This is a genomic window from Chthonomonas sp., assembly GCF_035294165.1.
Lineage (GTDB): Bacteria > Armatimonadota > Chthonomonadetes > Chthonomonadales > Chthonomonadaceae > Chthonomonas.
This window is the reverse complement of sequence record NZ_DATGLN010000022.1, coordinates 1-16,369: the sequence shown is the minus strand read 5'-3', so window position 1 is coordinate 16,369 and position 16,369 is coordinate 1. Positions and strand designations below refer to the sequence as shown.

At 54.3% G+C, this 16,369-nt stretch carries 16 protein-coding genes and 1 tRNA gene; 7 read left to right on the top strand and 10 right to left on the bottom strand.

Annotation, left to right across the window (positions count from 1 at the left end; translation table 11 throughout):
- Positions 1 to 64: 64 nt before the first annotated feature.
- The 4 genes from VKV29_RS00710 to VKV29_RS00695 all read left to right on the top strand — a co-directional run bounded on the left by VKV29_RS00710 (position 65) and on the right by VKV29_RS00695 (position 4,066).
- The gene (locus VKV29_RS00710) at positions 65 to 718 is read left to right on the top strand and encodes a hypothetical protein (protein ID WP_324199375.1); all 654 of its coding nucleotides are present in this window, start codon (positions 65 to 67) and stop codon (positions 716 to 718) included.
- 1,112 nt (positions 719 to 1,830) lie between these two features.
- Positions 1,831 to 2,403 carry a hypothetical protein gene (locus VKV29_RS00705; protein ID WP_324199374.1) on the top strand — a complete coding sequence of 191 codons (573 nt, stop codon included), beginning with the start codon at positions 1,831 to 1,833 and terminating at the stop codon, positions 2,401 to 2,403.
- A gap of 124 nt (positions 2,404 to 2,527) precedes the next feature.
- Positions 2,528 to 2,821, top strand: a complete 294-nt coding sequence (locus VKV29_RS00700; RefSeq protein ID WP_324199373.1) for a hypothetical protein — start codon at positions 2,528 to 2,530, stop codon at positions 2,819 to 2,821.
- Positions 2,822 to 3,010: 189 nt separating this feature from the next.
- The gene (locus tag VKV29_RS00695; RefSeq protein WP_324199372.1) at positions 3,011 to 4,066 is read left to right on the top strand and encodes a hypothetical protein; all 1,056 of its coding nucleotides are present in this window, start codon (positions 3,011 to 3,013) and stop codon (positions 4,064 to 4,066) included.
- Between the two features lie 128 nt (positions 4,067 to 4,194).
- On the opposite strand, the gene VKV29_RS00690 is transcribed toward VKV29_RS00695, so the two are convergent.
- The 8 genes from VKV29_RS00690 to VKV29_RS00655 all read right to left on the bottom strand — a co-directional run bounded on the left by VKV29_RS00690 (position 4,195) and on the right by VKV29_RS00655 (position 11,655).
- Entirely contained in the window at positions 4,195 to 6,723 is a 2,529-nt protein-coding gene (locus tag VKV29_RS00690) for a TonB-dependent receptor (protein WP_324199371.1), read from the bottom strand.
- Between the two features lie 13 nt (positions 6,724 to 6,736).
- Complete coding sequence (locus VKV29_RS00685) at positions 6,737 to 7,576, bottom strand: energy transducer TonB (RefSeq protein ID WP_324199370.1); 840 nt, start codon at positions 7,574 to 7,576, stop codon at positions 6,737 to 6,739.
- Between the two features lie 13 nt (positions 7,577 to 7,589).
- Positions 7,590 to 8,000: an ExbD/TolR family protein gene (locus tag VKV29_RS00680; RefSeq protein ID WP_075162996.1), complete on the bottom strand. Its 411-nt coding sequence runs from the start codon at positions 7,998 to 8,000 to the stop codon at positions 7,590 to 7,592.
- Positions 8,001 to 8,013: 13 nt separating this feature from the next.
- Positions 8,014 to 8,634, bottom strand: a complete 621-nt coding sequence (locus tag VKV29_RS00675; protein ID WP_324199369.1) for a MotA/TolQ/ExbB proton channel family protein — start codon at positions 8,632 to 8,634, stop codon at positions 8,014 to 8,016.
- A gap of 153 nt (positions 8,635 to 8,787) precedes the next feature.
- Positions 8,788 to 9,183 (bottom strand): hypothetical protein, encoded by a 396-nt coding sequence (locus tag VKV29_RS00670; RefSeq protein WP_324199368.1) that lies wholly within the window; start codon positions 9,181 to 9,183, stop codon positions 8,788 to 8,790.
- A gap of 223 nt (positions 9,184 to 9,406) precedes the next feature.
- Positions 9,407 to 10,537, bottom strand: coding sequence for a non-hydrolyzing UDP-N-acetylglucosamine 2-epimerase (wecB, locus tag VKV29_RS00665; protein ID WP_324199367.1), 1,131 nt, complete (start codon positions 10,535 to 10,537; stop codon positions 9,407 to 9,409).
- Positions 10,538 to 10,553: 16 nt separating this feature from the next.
- Entirely contained in the window at positions 10,554 to 10,727 is a 174-nt protein-coding gene (locus VKV29_RS00660; RefSeq protein ID WP_324199366.1) for a hypothetical protein, read from the bottom strand.
- A gap of 718 nt (positions 10,728 to 11,445) precedes the next feature.
- Positions 11,446 to 11,655, bottom strand: a complete 210-nt coding sequence (locus VKV29_RS00655) for a hypothetical protein (RefSeq protein WP_324199365.1) — start codon at positions 11,653 to 11,655, stop codon at positions 11,446 to 11,448.
- A 77-nt stretch (positions 11,656 to 11,732) separates the two neighbouring features.
- On the opposite strand from VKV29_RS00655, the gene VKV29_RS00650 reads away from it, so the two are divergent.
- On the top strand, positions 11,733 to 13,451 hold the full coding sequence (locus VKV29_RS00650) for a tetratricopeptide repeat protein (RefSeq protein ID WP_324199364.1): 1,719 nt from the start codon (positions 11,733 to 11,735) through the stop codon (positions 13,449 to 13,451).
- Positions 13,452 to 13,453: 2 nt separating this feature from the next.
- Here VKV29_RS00650 and VKV29_RS00645 read toward each other — a convergent pair whose 3' ends face one another.
- On the bottom strand, positions 13,454 to 13,825 hold the full coding sequence (locus VKV29_RS00645; protein ID WP_324199363.1) for a VOC family protein: 372 nt from the start codon (positions 13,823 to 13,825) through the stop codon (positions 13,454 to 13,456).
- 255 nt (positions 13,826 to 14,080) lie between these two features.
- Positions 14,081 to 14,152: transfer RNA gene (locus VKV29_RS00640), tRNA-Val, on the bottom strand.
- A 578-nt stretch (positions 14,153 to 14,730) separates the two neighbouring features.
- Here VKV29_RS00640 and VKV29_RS00635 point away from each other — a divergent pair.
- Both VKV29_RS00635 and VKV29_RS00630 read left to right on the top strand, forming a co-directional pair.
- Positions 14,731 to 15,951, top strand: a complete 1,221-nt coding sequence (locus VKV29_RS00635) for a hypothetical protein (RefSeq protein ID WP_324199362.1) — start codon at positions 14,731 to 14,733, stop codon at positions 15,949 to 15,951.
- 94 nt (positions 15,952 to 16,045) lie between these two features.
- A partial coding sequence (locus VKV29_RS00630; protein WP_414647201.1) for a sugar phosphate isomerase/epimerase family protein occupies positions 16,046 to 16,369 on the top strand: 324 nt, incomplete at its 3' end.

The following is a 16,369-nucleotide window of genomic DNA, read 5'->3' as shown; positions in this document are numbered from 1 at the left end:
ATAAAAGAAAGGAGAGAGGCACAAACGCCTCTCTCCCCCATCAACCCGAAAGGAGAAAAGTAAGATGTCTGGTTCCAAGAGGCTACTGAGCCGGTTCGGCATAGCAGGGTTTTATGTGCTGTTAGGCGTTCTTATAGGGGCCTTTGGGGTAACGATGCGCAGTGCCTCCTCGCAGCCTCAGGAGGGGAGCGTCACGATGCCTAACCTCAGAACCCAATCGTTGACCATTGTGGATAGTCAAGGCCGGCCTGTAATCACTATGGGTTCTATAAAACAAGGAGAAGAGAGCACTCCGGTTCTTCAGCTTAGCTCCTGGGAAGGGAACAAGGTTCTTGTGAATGGCTTTCTTGTGGGGCAAAGTTCCGTGCTCAATCAGCTTGTTAAGAAGGCAGGGGATATGGGGAAGTATCCTCTAATTCCCTTCACGCCGTGTGTCGTGCTCGCGTATTCGCGTGTGGGCAAGCTGCCTAGTATCCTTCAGATAGGTTTTGCTGCGGATGGGAAGAGTGGGGAAGTCGTCCCCGTGATTGGAGGAGAGGATTCGAAGTACGAAAACTGGTATATCCGTCTCGAAGGGAAACATCTTCTTAGTGGGGCGGTTCCCTCGCATCTATCAAAAACGGAAAGTGAGCAACTGGGAGCATTATGGCAGAGCCTAATGGACAAATTTGCCCAAAAGGAAAACGGAGCCGAGGATGCTCCTGCAGACCCAAAGTAAATGGCATGTACTGCCCTAAGTTCCAGCAGATGGGCATAAAGGAAGGAGAGGGGATGCCATAAACCATTATGGGGACGTGCTGGGTAATGAGGGGGTGATAACGGACGGGAGTGGGAACGTGCTGTCGAGTAATGAGGGGAAGGGCGTCGGCCTTGAGTATGATAGCTTTGGCGTAGCTATGTTCACGAGCGGGACTGCGCAGACCCCTTATCGTCCTGCAGGGTTGGTGTTAGATACGGAGGGTTTGGACTTCAGCGGCCCTCCTGTGGCCTGCCCGCTGTATGCCAATAGGGCGCTGGCTCTGTCGGAAGAACAGTGCGGAGGAGGACCACCAGGACAACCCGTTTTTGTTATCCCTATCATCTGTACAATCGCCTGTATAGGCTTCGCTATTGACATTATCACTTGCTGGCCTATAGCTAAGAAAAAGTGCAAGAAGAAAAAAGGAGTTGAATACTTCAAATGCATGTACAATGAGCTGGCTAGGTGTGCCTGTTGGAACAAAAAACATCCTTTGGATGTCGCAGCCTGCCTTGCATGCGCAGCCTGCGTAGTTCATGTTGTGCCTGTTCCCATTCCTGTTCCACACCCCGTTCCAGCCATTTAGCTCAAACGGACTCTATTCTTGCTATGCCTGTTTATTAGGCCAAAACCTCCCACTAGGGTAAGCTCTAGTGGGAGGTGGAATATCCTTTAAGGAAGGAGACATCAGTGATGTGGACAATACTTCTGTGGGTTCTAAAGTGGTTCGTGCTTGTGTTTGTCTTAGGTTTTGGTCTTGCAAATCACGTGCACTGCAATTTTGAGTCTTGGAGGCGGCGTTTTTTAGAATTGGTGAAGTTATTATCTGTAATCATACTCCTGTCGGCACTGCTCTACAGATTTCCTATTCTTCTAGAGCCAGGAGAGATTCTACAAAAGCTAGCCCGATTTATGATGGCAGTGATGTGGTATTATGTTGTTGGCATGATCGAGATGTTTGTTATCTGTGCCTTATGGCTAGGGGTGTTCTACTATTTCATGGATCGTAAAGGTCGAGATAGAGGGTGTTGACGATCTGTTTATCGTGGCTAGACAAAAGTGTGCGCAATGTAATATAGGCTGAGGAAATAGTGGCTCCAGTGTATGCCGGCGGAGGCTGCAGCAGCCTGTTGGTGCGTCGAAATGGGGAGTACCACCATGGAGATGTGCTGGGCAATAAGGGGGTGATAACGGACGGGAGTGGGAACGTGCTGTCGAGCAATGTGTACGATGCGTTCGGTGTAAGCATGTTCACAAGTGGGAGTGCCCAAACCCCCTATCGTCCGGCAGGGTTGGTATTAGATGTGGAGGGCTTGGACTTCAGCGGCCCTCCTGTGGCCTGCCCGTTGTATGCCAACAGGGCGCTGGCTCTGTCGGAAGAACAGTGCGGAGGAAAGCCGCCACAAAAGAGACCCAATCCACCTTCTTCTCCACTTGGTTTGCTCCCCATCTTGCTGTGTCTACCCGTTTGTTGGCCGGTTGCCCGGCGAATTCCTAGTTGTTGGGCATGGGCAAATAAAGTCTGTGCGGGTAAACACGGGAAGGAGAAGGCCGCATGTATCGCAGGGGCACTCGCTTTTTGCTTATGTGGTGACTCAGAGGAGAACACAGAATGCATCGAATGTGGCCTGTGTCTTGTAGGGGGAACTATTATCGAGCCATAAACAATAGGAGGCCCAGTTTCTCCAAATCTACCGGTAAAGCTGGGCTTTTCTTTAGCATGAGAGGGATGAGGCTATGTTTGGAAAGGGTCTGAAACGAATTCTAAAGTGGTTGTGGCAAAGTGCGATGTTTGCTTTCTATACGACCAGTCTAGCCATTCATGCGGTAGATAACAGACATGGGGACACTCTAAGCAAGAAACTGGCTCGGGTTTGGTACAGCAACCTTAAGATAGGTCTGCTTCAATTGGTCAGTGCCTTTTTATGCTATGCCCACTGGCGTGTTCTCCGGCATGATCGAGGGACGATTGTGCTGCAAATTACGGGGTGCATTCCCTACGCGAAGCAAGGCTTGCTGATCCTCTTCTTGGGCCTTTGGGCAACCCTTGTCATCATGGCGCTACATCGGCAAAAAGAGTAGACTGTGTAGAAACTCGGCTTGACACAGAAAGACGGTGACTTTGTGACATTCTGCATAGTCTAAAGACCGGCGGCTTTTTGCGGCAGGGTAGGTACAAGGTCTACCCTCAACTTGGATACGGTTTGAACAACGAAACGCTGGAATCCACCCGGTAAATGTGGAAAAAAGTTGCCTTGGTAGGAGAAAACTATGCTCTTTAGAAAGGGTTACATTCCTTGGTTTTGGCTGATAAGCTTGGCCTCTTTGGGGGTACAGAAGCCGGCGAAGCAGCATTGCCTATCCTGCTACTCTTTCCTCGCCTATCCTTCCCCAAACGGGCAATACATCGCGGTGGAGAATAACAATGGCCAAATAGCTCTCTATAACCGCATCGGTCGCCTGCTCTATCGCTTTCCCTCTCAGTTCTCCTTCTTTCCTGCCAACTTCACCCCTTGGGGGCAGCAAAGTCACTTCCTTTACCTATTGGTAGGCGACCATAATGTAAAACAAGTTGCCCGCTTCAACGTGTTCACGAAACGATACCACTTTGTGGAGACGGGCGGGTTTTTAACAGCGAAACTCGTTCCGTCTCCTAATGGGCGCTATATCGCTCTGGATGTAAATCTTCCAAACACTAGTCGAGCTCTCCTAGGGATTTGGGACACCTTGGCGCAGAAGCCACACCAACAGGTGCTTCTCTATCCTTTCCGTCTTGATGTAGAGAAGTTTGCTTGGGTAACGGATAGGCTCCTGTTCGTCAATACGAATGGATTGGATTTGGAAGTAGATGCGCATAGCCGACCGTCTCAGGCAGCTTATATGGGGCGGGATGAGGATTTTCTGCTAGATAGGCGGCTAATGACAAGTAGACAGTTGCCTTTGCCATTTCGCATTACACAATTGGCGCCCTATGCCGATGCCTCAGGGCGTATTGTGGTTCTAGCGCGTCAGCGGCAGAGTGGTTTAATGGCTGTGGTCAGTATAGACCCTGCTACCGGGGCGAGCCATGTAGAGAAGGAGTTGCCTGCCTCAACAAAGTCTCCTTGGCTGTTAACCTGGTCTTCTCCACAGCGGGTGTATGTATGGCGTTGGCGTCAGGCAGGAGAGATAGAGGTGTATGTCTATCGAAGTTTGGCAAGGCCTCATGTGGGGGCGTTGCAGGTGGTGAAAGTGCCGATGTCCATTTCGTTTGTGGCAGACAGTGCTGGTCGTGTTTGGGGCTATGATGGGAAAAGGCTACGGTTCGTTCAACTGCCCTTGAAGTGAGAGCGGGAGGCAGGTAACACGATCGGAGCGGTGCCACAGGGCAGGGGCACGCTGCGCTCTGCCCTGCACTATAACCAAGCCTTGCGTAGATTATCCACCGTGCGCTTGAGAATAGGCCACTATATCGCCTAGAACTTGCTGGATAAAGAGAGGAAGATGCGACGGCCTTGTTGGAAGCGGGTACCGCTAAAGCCCGATTGAAAGTTGATGACGCTGCGGCTATCAAAAACGTTCTCGATATCGAGGTTAAGCGCCCCCAAGCTTTTGAGGAAACGGGAGCCGGTGGAGAGATGCAGGTCTAACTCGCTGTTGGGCGTTCGGAAAGGACTGGGGGGCACAATGCTGCTGGCGAGGCCGCTGCCGTAGGTAAAGACGAAAGAGACGTTGGCCTGGTTTTTCCAAGTATAGCCAAACCCTGCCCCCACGGTGTTGCGTTGGTCGTGATCGTTAAAGAAGGGCGCAGGTGCACCCGTGTTGTCGAAGCCGGCAGGCGAGGCGATAGAGTAGGTGTAGTTTACAAACCCATCAAGGCCTATGCCGTTGGGCGGGGTGAGATCGTAGCTGAATTCAACACCGTGTACCCCGCCGATCTGGAAGTTGACGGCGGAGTAAAGCCCGATTTGGCTACCGGGGATAAGCAGACCGGTATCCACCTGGTTGCGGATGTCTTTAACGTAGTAGGCGAGTTTCACCGTTTGATCTCGGCCGATCAGCCGTTGAACGCTGATATCGTACTGGTTTAAGGTCTCCGGCTGAATGGGGGCGCCCACAATGCTGCCTTGGGCAAGCGGCGGTGTGTTAAAGAGGCGGTTATAAGACCATCGTATCGAGGTGAACCGATCGGGATTGTAGGCGAAGTTGAGACGGGGACAGAGCGAGTTAGTGTCCACAACGGGTTGCCCCAAGTTCTGCCCCTGCCGAAACCAGTCGAAGCGAAGGCCATAGTTAAAGGTAAAACGGGAAGAGAATTTCCAGGTGTCTTGAATGTAAGCGGCGCGATAGAAGCCGGAGCGATGAACGTTCAGCGTTGGCACCGTGCTGCTGGTGGGTACATAAACGGGATTGCCGTAGACGTCGGTGACATAAACGGGCTTTCCGCTTGAATCGAATAGCAGGTGCCCCTGGGCGTCGGTCGCCTGTTTGGGGGCACCAGGAGGGGCGAGAGCCGGGTCTACAACCGCGAGATCGTCTAGGGCGAGCTGGCTGGCCGGAATGATCTGATACGACTCGTTGCCGATCTGCGTATCGTTGAGAATGCCAAACTTGATCTCATGGTTTTTTCGAGGGAGCGTAACGGCCGCATAGATTTGAGAGTGATGCACGTTCCGAATGGCGGTTGGGTTGTACTCTATGGAGTTATCTACGGGTAGGTTAAGCACATCTACCGGCGGATTATGGTTGGTGAGATCGGCGCCGGCATGGAGAAAGGTAACGGCAAAGAGCAGGGAGTCGGTGCGATTAAGCTGACGCTGCCATGAGAGCGTGGAATATTCGTTAACCTCTCTTTGGTCAATATCCATATGCTCGGCCTGTTGGGAGGGCAGCACGATGGGAGCCGCACCAAGCCCATTTGGGTTCACAATGTTAATAGAGGGAATGGAACCGTCGCGGTTGCGCAGGCCGAGAAAGCCAAAACCTTCCCCTGCAAGGGCGAACGAGTCGGGAAGGCCGGTACGGTTATTGATCTGATAGGTGTCTGGCGACTGGTTGAGGGTGAGGATGAGGGTGTCTTTGGGGCTTGGCCGAAAACGCAGTTTGGCGAACTCGTTTACGCTGGAACCGGCGTTGTGGGCGGTCTGGTCATCGGGTTGTTGAGGGTCTTGCGCGTTCAGGGTGCGGGTGGCAGCGAAATCGAACACATAGTCTCCTCTCTTTCCGATAGGACCCTCTAGGTTCAGATCGCCGTTTGTAGTGGAGTAGCTGCCAGCTTGAAGGTCGTACTCCCCAACGGGTTTCCTGGCGCCGGGCAAGGTGGTGATGTTGAGAATGCCGGCCGTCTGCATGCCGAATTCGGGCGGGTAAGAGCCGGTGAGGAGCTGAAGGGTTTGAATGGTGGAGGGGACGACGACCGCACTCTGCTGCCCGGAGAGAATTTCAGGCAGGGGCACGCCATCCACCACGTAGGAGATTTCCGCATGTTCTCCGCGAATGTGCTCTTGACCGGCAGAGTCGTTAGCAACGCCGGCCTGGGTTTTTGTAATGGACTGAATGGTGGCTCCGGCTCCTCCACCAAACTGCTGAATCTGGTTATGGGTAATGGTGGCGGACTGCTCTACCTGGCGACGTTGAAGCAAGGAGGCTTTCACAACCACGAAAATATCTGCCGTGGGGGGAGACTGGTTTGACGAAGAGCGCCGAGAACTAAGCTGAAGGCACAGGCTGTGGTTCAAAAACAGGTGAATGATGGCCGCCTGTTGATGTTTGGGCACAGACGAAACCGTATGCCAGGTGCAGAGATCGAAGACCGGGGTGGCATGGCTTTTTTCCAGGAGAGAGGGAGTAAGCACGGCAGCCTGCTCGCCGTTTGAGTCTCGCTGCAGCGTAACCTCAGCGGTAGTTAGCGGTTGCCGAGTAGCCGGATTCAGCACGATGAAGCTGACATAGCGTGGAACGAAGGTTTTCGTGTTGGACGGGATAGGCGTGTTGATAAATGGCATAACGATTTTCCCCCTAATCTACCTCGAAGTGAAAATGCAGTCTGGCTGTGCTCTCTACAGGAACGCCGTTGCGTGTACCGGGTTTGAACTTCCATTGGCGTGCAGCCTCGAGGGCGAGTTGATCGAGCGTATCATGACCGGAGGATTGCACGATGCGCGCCGAGGCTACGGTGCCGTCAGGCTCTACGGTCACCTCTACGACGCACATGGCATCGAGCGGCTGATAGCGCAGGTCATCGGGAATTTGAGGTTGTGGCTCTTCGGCCAACGGAAGCGCCGGCTCGGCCAAGGTAAAGACAGGTTGCGGCGCCGGTTGTGGCTGTGGCTCTGGCTGCGGGGTTGGTTTTGCCACCGCAACCTCGGTGGGTTTTTGGGGTGTAGGCGGCGGCGTCGGCTGCTTGGGTTGTGGTTGGGGCGGTGGAGTGGGCTTGGGTTTGGGCGGCGGGGTGGGGGTCGTAAGGGGTTTAGGCACTTGCCCGGCCACGCCGGTGCCCGTATTATCCACCGTAGCCCCTCCATTCCCACTGCCACTGCCTGTGGAGGAGGCCGCGATCACTTTAGGCAGGTTAGAGGGATGCGTATGAACGGGTTGCTGTGGGTGTGCATTGGTGTGTGTCTTCTTATTTTCAAGGTGTTTTGGCGGAAGTTTTTTGGGTTGCTTCTTTTCTGCTTTTGGCTGTTGCCGCTCTTGAACCGGAGGAGGCAATTGCACCATGGTGACATGAATTAATTCACCCTCCACCTTTTTAAAGGCTCCAAACTTCGCCAGGATGGGCAGAAGCACAACGTTGATCAGGATCGAAATAATGAGTGTTTTGGTGAGCAGCGAGTTGCCTCTACGTCGGCGTCGCATTGTTATAATCTCCTCACTTTACCGCTGCAATGGCGAACTGGGTGACGCCGGCCTGACGCGCCTGATCCATCGCCTCTACCACCACTCCATGAAGCACATCCTTATCGGCATTGATGATGACGAGGTCTTTATCGGTAACGTGGAGCGCTCTTAAAGCGTCTGCAAGGCGATTAAGCGGGGTCGGGGTTGTGTTGAGGAAGGTTGCACCGTCCCTCTGAATCGTAATGGTGATGTTTTGGGAGGAGTGGTTTGAGGCCGTTGAGGCCTTCGGAAGGTTCACCGGCAGCCCCGCCTGAATGACCATGGCCAAACTGGCGACCATGAAGAAGAAGAGGAGAAACATCATTACGTCAATCATCGGAATGACGATGATCTCGGCCTCTTCCAAGGGTTTTCTGCGTGGAATCCTTACAAGCTTCCGCATGATGTACCCCCTTTCAATCCACGCGACCGGTGAGATAGTTAACCAGTTCGGCGCTATAGAACTCGAGGTCTTCGTTGATTTTGCGCACGAGGTTGCTGAAGTAGTTAAAGGCGATGAAGCCGATGACCGCCAAGGTGATGCCGGTTGCCGTGGAGATGAGGGCTTCTGCAATGCCTCCGAGAATCTGGGTGGGGTTGGAGAGGCCATGTTCCGATGCCGCGCGGAAAGAGCGAATCATGCCGGCAATGGTTCCTAACAAGCCGAGCAGAGGGGAGATGTTGACGATCGTTTTGATGACGATAAGGTTGGCTTCCAAAGCGGGTATTTCATTGGCGGCTTCTTGCTCCATCGCCATCTCGATGGCCTCCACATCACGATGGGCGTTTCTGAGACCTCGTGCGAAGATACGGCCGAGGGGAGTGCGGGTTCCTTCGCACACCGCAATAGCCCGCTTATGGGAGGGGTCTTGCCGATCGGCCTCTTTGATCAGCTCGAGCAACTCATCTCCATCAATAATGGAGCGTCGAAGCGAGATAGCTCGCTCGATGATGACGGCAATGAGCACGATGGAGGCGAGGATGAGCGGATACATCATAAAGCCTCCACCGTGAATGAACTTTAGAACCTCATTCATGGTGTTTTCCTCTCAAATGATTGTTATAAATGTTGGGATTTGAAGTAGGTATTTGCGTGTCTTCAAGGCACTCTAAGAGGAGACCTTATGCAAAGGCCGCCTACAATGCCACCAAACAGGGTTGAAGACAGAAGGAGAACGTATTTGAGGAGATTAGGCGTGAGGCGGTGAGCGAGAGGAGGTGGTTGGCGGGTAGATGAGCAAAGCGGCTACAGAGTAGATAGATGGCGACAGCGGATAGTTGTTAAGACGCTCTACAGGGTGCTGTGTAGGAAGGCTTGGAGAGAGGTTATTCGCCTGCCAAGTGCACAGAGCGCAAGGATGCGGCTGTAGTAGCGCGATCGCGGAAATATGGGGTTGGTGAGAGGATTGTTCCGAAGCGATCTGTTGGACAGCAGCCTGCCACTCCCCTTGATGTTCGTAGGCATGGGTGATCTCGCCCAGAACGGCGAGCAAAAGATAGGCTAACAGCATTAGTCGAGCTGTTTGCCGTATCCAGCGGAGATAGTTAGAACGCTTATGGCGCGATCGCCTCTGTAGCCCAGACATAAAAAGTATCCACTCCACCTTAACCTAGTATACTTGATTTCAAGAAAACTTTGTTCCCTCCAAAGGCATCACCAAAGTGGGGAGGATATTTTTCAGAAGGTCTCGCCTGGAAACATCGACGAGGTTGCCTCTCTAAGCGGGCTTTCGTATATAGACACCATACGAGCGCAGAAGCTCACGCGAATAGGGAGGGGAGAATTTTTGTTCTTCCCGAAAGTCGGCACTATAGTGCCTGTCGTAAAATGGTGACAATGCGTTCGGCTGCGCGTCCATCGCCGTAGGGGTTCACGGCGCGTGCCATTCGGGCATAGGCTTCCTGGTCGTTAAGCAACCGACTCGCCTCGGCCACGATCGTTTCGGTGTCGGTACCAACGAGGCGGTTGGTGCCGGCCTCCACGCCCTCAGGTCGTTCGGTGGTTTCTCGGAGAACAAGCACAGGCACTCCCAGCGCCGGGGCCTCCTCCTGCACACCGCCGCTATCGCTTAAAATAAGCGTTGCGCGTTTCATGAGGTGCACAAAGGGAACGTACTCCTGCGGTTCCACAAGGACTACGCCGTCAACTTCTGCAAGGACGGCTTGCAGGGTCTGCCGCACAATAGGGTTGCGATGCATGGCCACCACGATGGTGCAGTCGGGAAAGCGTTGCGCGAGCAGAGCCAAAGCGCGCGCGATTCGCTCCATAGGCGCCCCCCAATTTTCTCTGCGGTGAGCGGTCACTAAAATCAGGCGCCGGTCGCTTTCCACAATCGCCTTCAGCCGCGGGTCGTCGAACGTAGCCGGTTGGGCAGCCACAGAAAGCAGTGCGTCTATACTGGTGTTGCCCGTAACGAAGATGGTGTTAGGAGCGATGCCTTCTCGCAAGAGGTTCTGGCGAGCCTGCTCGGTGGGGGCAAAATGCCATGTGGCAAGAGGGGCGGTGAGGCGACGATTCATCTCTTCCGGAAAAGGGTCGTAGCGCTGGCCGGTACGTAGCCCGGCCTCCACATGGCCAAAGGGCACCTTATGATAGAAGGCGGCGAGAGCTGCTACAAAGGTTGTTGTGGTGTCGCCTTGGGCAAGGCAGATGTCGGCAGGATGGGAGGAAAGCTCTGCATCTAGCCCTTCAAGGGCACGTACGGTGATCTGGGCAAGGGTTTGCCCGTGCTGCATAATGGCCAGATCGCTGTCGGGCGTTATCTGAAAGACACGTAGGGCCTGTTCCATCTGTTCTCGGTGTTGGCCGGTAACCACCACACGCACGGCGAAGTCTTGTGGGTACCGTTTTAAGGCGTGAACCACCGGCGCCATCTTCACCGTATCGGGGCGCGTGCCAAACACGCAGAGCACACGTTTCGGAGCAGATGTCTTAGACATGACACTACAGATTACCTCAATTCTCCAGAAAAGCTGAGACAAGGGTGAGGACAACACATAGGGGCACGATCACCGTGCCCCTACAGACAGGCTCGTTTGGTAAGCTTTCCTTTGGAAACTCAACACAACCGCCCCCTTTGTCCATTTCGGATACAGCAAGCACCGCAGCGGCCTGAATCACTCCCTTCATCGTCTATCTCTCTGGCCGCTGCATTGCTGTCTGCAAGACGGAAAGGTCGGAATAGGGGGCGAACAAGGTAGACTTGCTCTGCAAACTAGCTCTAGAACCGTGAGATTGACAGTCTCTGCAGCCCTCCCTCTACCCCCATCAGAACTGGTGGGAAGTGAAACTTAAGATTTCTCGCCTTCGGCTCGAAATGACAGTCGTATCGCCAGCTCTTCAAGGCCGACCTCTATAAGTCCCCACCCCCCGCCCCTCAAGGCCAACGCCCTTCCCCTCCCCCTATCAGGAAGAGGGGCACCTCGCGGTGGGCGCCTCAAGGCCGACGCCCTCCCCCTCAGCGGCCAGAAAGGTTGTCTTAACCGCTTATTTCCATGGCCGCTGCATCGCCGTGCGCTAGCACCTCCCGAATCGGGGGAAAGGACGGGATAAGGGGCGAACAAGGTAGACTTGCTCTACAAACTAGCTCTAGAACCGTGAGACTGACAGCCTTTGCAGCCCTCCCTCTACCCCCCTCAGAGCTGGTGGGGATTGAAACTCAAGATTTCTCGCCTTCGGCTCGAAATGACAGGCGTCTATTTCACAAGAAATGACAGTCGTCTATCTCATCGGCTCTTCAAGGCCGATACAGGGGTCCCCAGAAAATTGCAAGATTTTCTGGGGCAGGGCACCCTCCCCCTCAAGACCGACGGTGCTGCGCACTGCGCCTTTCCCTCAAGGGTACCCCCTACAGCCCCATCTTCTCTCCTCCCCCTGCAGGGGGAGGGGAGACTAGCAAGCTAAAGGCGGTGGGCATTGACTCGAGCGAATTGGGCTTGGCATGCGGGTTACAGCGGTCGCCTTCTGCTGCGAGGTAGGCAACAGAGCCTTTGCCCTCGATAAGCTCATTCGCTAAAGCGAATAGTGTTTTACCGAGATTGTGGGTAACATACAGCATAGTTTTAGAAAATCTCTTGAGCACGGTACTACTGCTCTCAGAATGCGCCTTGTGCTAGGCGTCAAAGGTGCGAAAATATGACCCGTTTTTGGAAAACCATCGTCTTGCTTTATGCTGTGGGCGGTTTTTGGATAGGTGCCTCTCCATCCGCAATGTCCCTCCCTGGCACCGCCCCTCCCTTAAGCCCGACGCAGGGGTCCCCAGAAAATCGAAAGATTTTCTGGGGAAGGGCGCCCTTCCCCTCAAGGCCGACGCCCTTCCCCTCAGTAAAAGCGCTCCAGATGGCGCAAAGCCCCGACCCCGAACGGCTTTTTCTACAAAACCAGTTTGAAGCCGCCGCTAAGGCTTATCGGCAGGCCATCCAACGGGCTCCCCAACAGATCGGGCTGAGAATAGGGCTTGTCCGCACGCTGCTTCGCCTCGATCTTTGGGAAGATGCGATCTCGGCAGCCGAAGGGGCGATTCGCCTCGACCCCAACAACGCAGACGCCCATGGGATACTGGCCTGCGCGCTTCTTCGAGCCGGCGAGCCAGACCGTGCGCAGGGTGAGGCCGCTCGCTCGTTGCAACTCGATCCTAAAGACTATTGGGGCCTTATCGCTCAGGGGCGTTTGTATGAGTGGAACGGAGACGACGTCCAGGCACGTACCCTGCTGCTGCAAGCCACCGATATTCACCCATTATGGCCTGAGGCTTGGTACTATGTGGTGGATGAAGCGAGCAATAAAGACACCATTCGACTCAGCGACTTTGTAGACCTCGCTGCTTACCTCAGCCTTTGTCCTAAAGGGCACCCTAACACGCTGACCATGGAGGTGCTACCCTCGCATCTGCCCTTGCTACGGCGTCTCATTGACCATACTCCCTTTGAGCCGCTCTCTCCTATCTCGCAAATTCAGATGAAGACGGCGGAAACCGATGGCGGAGTTCAGTCCTTTACCGTTCCCGTGGAGTTAGTCGGCAACTATGTGGTCGTTCCGGTGCAGATCGGCGATGTTCAGGCGCGTTTAATGTTTGATACGGGCGGTGGCGCCGACATTACCCTCAACACTTCTGTGGCCGATAGACTGCAGCTGCCGCTTATCTCCCGTTCTCTTATCTATGGGGTGAACGGTAAGGAGCCTACCCGCATCTATTTGGCGCCGCGTATGCAGATGGGCCCCGAAACTTTTGCCACCATACCGATAGAGACAACCTCCAACTTGCCAGGCAACTTCGATGGCATTTTGGGGGTAAGTGCCTTCACGGATTATGTGATCACCATTGACTACACGAAAAAGACCCTCCTATTTGCCCGCGGAAAGGATGCGAAGGCACCGCCCCCTGAACCCGGTGACTATAGCGTAACCATCCCATTTCACCTTCAGGAGGGCGATATTGTGGTGCACACCCTGTTCAACACACAATCCACCTGGTCTTTGGTGGATACCGGCGCTGATGCCGAAGGGCTTGTTTCACTTCGCCTGGCGCGCCTGTTGCAGCAAAAGCTGGGGCCCAACAGCGCCAGAGAGCTTCAGATTCAGGGGCAGTTCGGCATCGGCAACAGCGACACACATCAGAAAGTGATGGTGTTTCGTGAGCCGTTAACTCTTCAAATCGAATCGCAAGAGGGCACGCGGCTTAAATGGCAGATCAATCCGGCCATTGGGGCCGATCTGCTCGATTCGCAGATAAACCCTGCAGAGGATTTTGAATTCGGTGGGCTTTTAGGCACCGGATTTGTGGCGAGCGCCAAACGTGCCACCATAGACTACCCGCATCGCCTGTTAGTTTTAGAGTATGCAAAGGGCGATTAGGCCTATTTCGGAGGCGAGACAAGCTCAATCACATAGCCATCTGGGTCTAAAATGAAAAGCTGAATGGCTCCATCGGGGCGAGGGCCGTGGCTCACGAAATGATTCCAGCCCTTCGCTTCTAGCTCCTCGCGAACTGCATAGGTGTCTTCCACTTGCAGCGCGAAATGGTGATGTCGGCGGGTGCATGGGGTAAGCTGCTTGTCTTCGATGAGGTGTAACTCTTGGTTCCCAAGGGCAAACCAGGCACCAGGGAAATTAAAGTTGGGGCGTGGAATGCGGGGTAGCCCCATCACCCGCTCATAAAAATCTACGGAGGTATCGAGGTCTTGCACATGAATGGCTACATGGTTCAGCTCGCGAATGGTAAAGCCCATGCTCTTTCTCCCTTCTAGGTGTTTAGCTTTGCAAAACCTATTCGGTGTTCTCTGCGGCTATTCCTGCTTAACCTCACGCGGGCATGTGTGCAAAGCAGATGCACGTTTGGTGGATATGCCCATCGAAAAACGAATGGTGAGTTTCCCTAAGGGCTTTCTTAAGAGGTGCCGAGGGGTAGATTGAGAGTGCGGGAAACTCTAGCTTGGTACGACGGTGATCTCTACCCCTATCTAGGGGCTTTCGCACAACAAAGATGGGCGGTAGTGGATTTGAACCACTGACCTCTTCCGTGTCAAGGAAGCGCTCTACCCCTGAGCCAACCGCCCAAACAGGGCCTATTTTACACTCCTCCCTCTACCGATGTCAAGCCATAGAGATTAAGACAAGGGCACAGTCTTTGACATAAAGAAGCGTCTTGTCGCCTTTTGAGGCTACGGAAAAACCCTCTAAGTCGTCCCATCGCCCTGTCTACCCCTCCTTTCGTTTACGACTAGAAACTAAACACAGTAGCCCCCTCCCCCAATTTGGGAGAGGGGCACCTTGCGGTGGGCGTCCTCGCGGACGGCGCCTTTGCGGCCAGAAAGATTGCCTTACTCGCCTATTTCTCTGGCCGCTGCATCGCCGTGCGCTAGCACCTCCCTAATAGGGGGAAAGGGTGGGATAGGGGGCGAACAAAGCCGGCTTACTCCACGAATTGGCTCTAGAACCGAAGTAATAGGCAGTCTCTGCAGCCTCACCCCACCCCTCAGAACTGGTGGGGATGGAAACACAAGATTTCTCGCCTTCGGCTCGAAATGACAGGCGTATCGTCGGCTCTTCAAGCCCCACTTGTGCCTACCCCTGTGCCTTTACAGAGGGAATAGCGCATAATAACACCGCAATGGAAAGGAGGGATTGCGCTGCAATGGGAGTTTTGAGCATTGTGGTCGGCACCGTCCTCGCTCTATTAACGGCATGGGACGCCTTCGAATCGGCGGTTATGCCCCGCTCGGTAATAAGCTTCTTTCGCTTTACTCGCTATTTCCACAAGCTTTTCTGGTGGCTTTGGGTCGCCCTTTCTCGCCTCTGCGACAATAGAGGACGAGAGCTTATTCTGGGTATGTACGGCCCGCTGGCAACGCTGCTGCTGATCCCTATCTGGGCGCTGGGGCTTGTGCTCGGCATTGCCCTTGTGCAATGGGGTCTCGACGCGCTGACTTTCACAAAGGGAACGCCGAGTTTTCCGATGGAGCTGCTCAATACGGCCTCCTGTTTTGTTACCCTTGGACTGCAGCGCCAAGATGCCTCTCTAGGAACACGCACGTTGGCCGTTGTCACGGCCGGAATAGGCCTTGGCTTTCTCGCCCTTATTATCAGTTACATGCCCACCCTCTATCAAGCGTTTTCCCGCAGGGAGAGCGGCATTCTACTGCTCGACTCGCGGGCAGGCTCGCCACCTTGTGGGGCCGAGCTAATCCGGCGCCACGCAGAGATCGATCAGATCGGGGAAGAGAATGTCGGCCTTGAGGGGGAGGGCGTCGGCCTTGAAGCCCTTTGCACCTTCCTTCAGGAGGCCGAACGTTGGTGCGCCGAATTGCTAGAGAGCCATCTGTCGTATCCTACCCTCCTTGCCTATCGCTCGCAGCACGATAGGGTATCTTGGCTTTCCACCATCACTGCCCTCCTTGACGCTACAGCCCTGTTGAAAGTGGGGCTAGATGCGCGCACACCGGCTCAACGCCGACTGGCCTGGCGAGCCTATTGCTGCTATGCCATGGCACGCCATGCAGTGGTAGATATCAACTACATTAAAGTGGACTCCCTTATTAAAGCAGACTCCCTTCCGCGGCACCTGCTACCGGATAGGCTGCCCGACGCACAGCAGGAGGCGCTTGCGCAGCTGTTAGAGGGGAGTGGGGTTGACATAGGGAATCCAGAGCGATGGGCTGCCCTCCGTCGGTTGCGCCAAGAATATGAACCTTATGTTCAGCGCCTTGCGGAAACGTTGCTACTTGAACTGCCGCCTTGGCTGCCGCCGCCCGATGCGCACGATAATTGGGAATCGGGCATGCAAGACCAAGCCGAGCACTTCTACCGCGTCCAACCGTTTCGGCAGGGCGAAGGAAAGCCGAAGTCGCAACCCTAACAAACGATAGTAGTCTCCTGTCTTTTCTGTGGAAAGACGGTGTGGTAGAATACTAGGCGGTGCTCGGAAAAGCAACAAAACCAAGGAGCTGACAATGGCAAAAATACCGATTGGTCTTCAACTCTATTCGGTGCGCGAACAGTGTGCCAAAGACCTTCCCGGCGTTCTGAAGGCGGTAGCCCAGATGGGCTACGAGGGAGTGGAGTTCGCCGGCTACCATGGCTACGGGGCTGCAGAGCTTCGTAAGATGCTGGACGATTTTGGTCTCAAATGCTGCGGGGCGCATGTGGGAATCGAAACGCTTCTCGGCGATGAGCTGGCCAAAAGCATCGAGTTTCATAAGACCCTAGGCAACAAATTCCTCATTGTGCCCGGCCTTCCCCGTCAATACACCGAGTCCAAAGAGGCCTGGCTTAGA

Coding starts and splice junctions, on each gene's coding strand:
- VKV29_RS00710 (WP_324199375.1), top strand. CDS start 65: ATGTCTGGTTCCAAGAGGCTACTGAGCCGGTTCGGCATAGCAGGGTTT.
- VKV29_RS00700 (WP_324199373.1), top strand. CDS start 2,528: ATGTTTGCTTTCTATACGACCAGTCTAGCCATTCATGCGGTAGATAAC.
- VKV29_RS00695 (WP_324199372.1), top strand. CDS start 3,011: ATGCTCTTTAGAAAGGGTTACATTCCTTGGTTTTGGCTGATAAGCTTG.
- VKV29_RS00690 (WP_324199371.1), bottom strand. CDS start 6,723: ATGCCATTTATCAACACGCCTATCCCGTCCAACACGAAAACCTTCGTT.
- VKV29_RS00685 (WP_324199370.1), bottom strand. CDS start 7,576: ATGCGACGCCGACGTAGAGGCAACTCGCTGCTCACCAAAACACTCATT.
- VKV29_RS00680 (WP_075162996.1), bottom strand. CDS start 8,000: ATGCGGAAGCTTGTAAGGATTCCACGCAGAAAACCCTTGGAAGAGGCC.
- VKV29_RS00675 (WP_324199369.1), bottom strand. CDS start 8,634: ATGAATGAGGTTCTAAAGTTCATTCACGGTGGAGGCTTTATGATGTAT.
- VKV29_RS00670 (WP_324199368.1), bottom strand. CDS start 9,183: ATGTCTGGGCTACAGAGGCGATCGCGCCATAAGCGTTCTAACTATCTC.
- wecB (WP_324199367.1), bottom strand. CDS start 10,537: ATGTCTAAGACATCTGCTCCGAAACGTGTGCTCTGCGTGTTTGGCACG.
- VKV29_RS00660 (WP_324199366.1), bottom strand. CDS start 10,727: ATGAAGGGAGTGATTCAGGCCGCTGCGGTGCTTGCTGTATCCGAAATG.
- VKV29_RS00655 (WP_324199365.1), bottom strand. CDS start 11,655: ATGCTGTATGTTACCCACAATCTCGGTAAAACACTATTCGCTTTAGCG.
- VKV29_RS00650 (WP_324199364.1), top strand. CDS start 11,733: ATGACCCGTTTTTGGAAAACCATCGTCTTGCTTTATGCTGTGGGCGGT.
- VKV29_RS00645 (WP_324199363.1), bottom strand. CDS start 13,825: ATGGGCTTTACCATTCGCGAGCTGAACCATGTAGCCATTCATGTGCAA.
- VKV29_RS00635 (WP_324199362.1), top strand. CDS start 14,731: ATGGGAGTTTTGAGCATTGTGGTCGGCACCGTCCTCGCTCTATTAACG.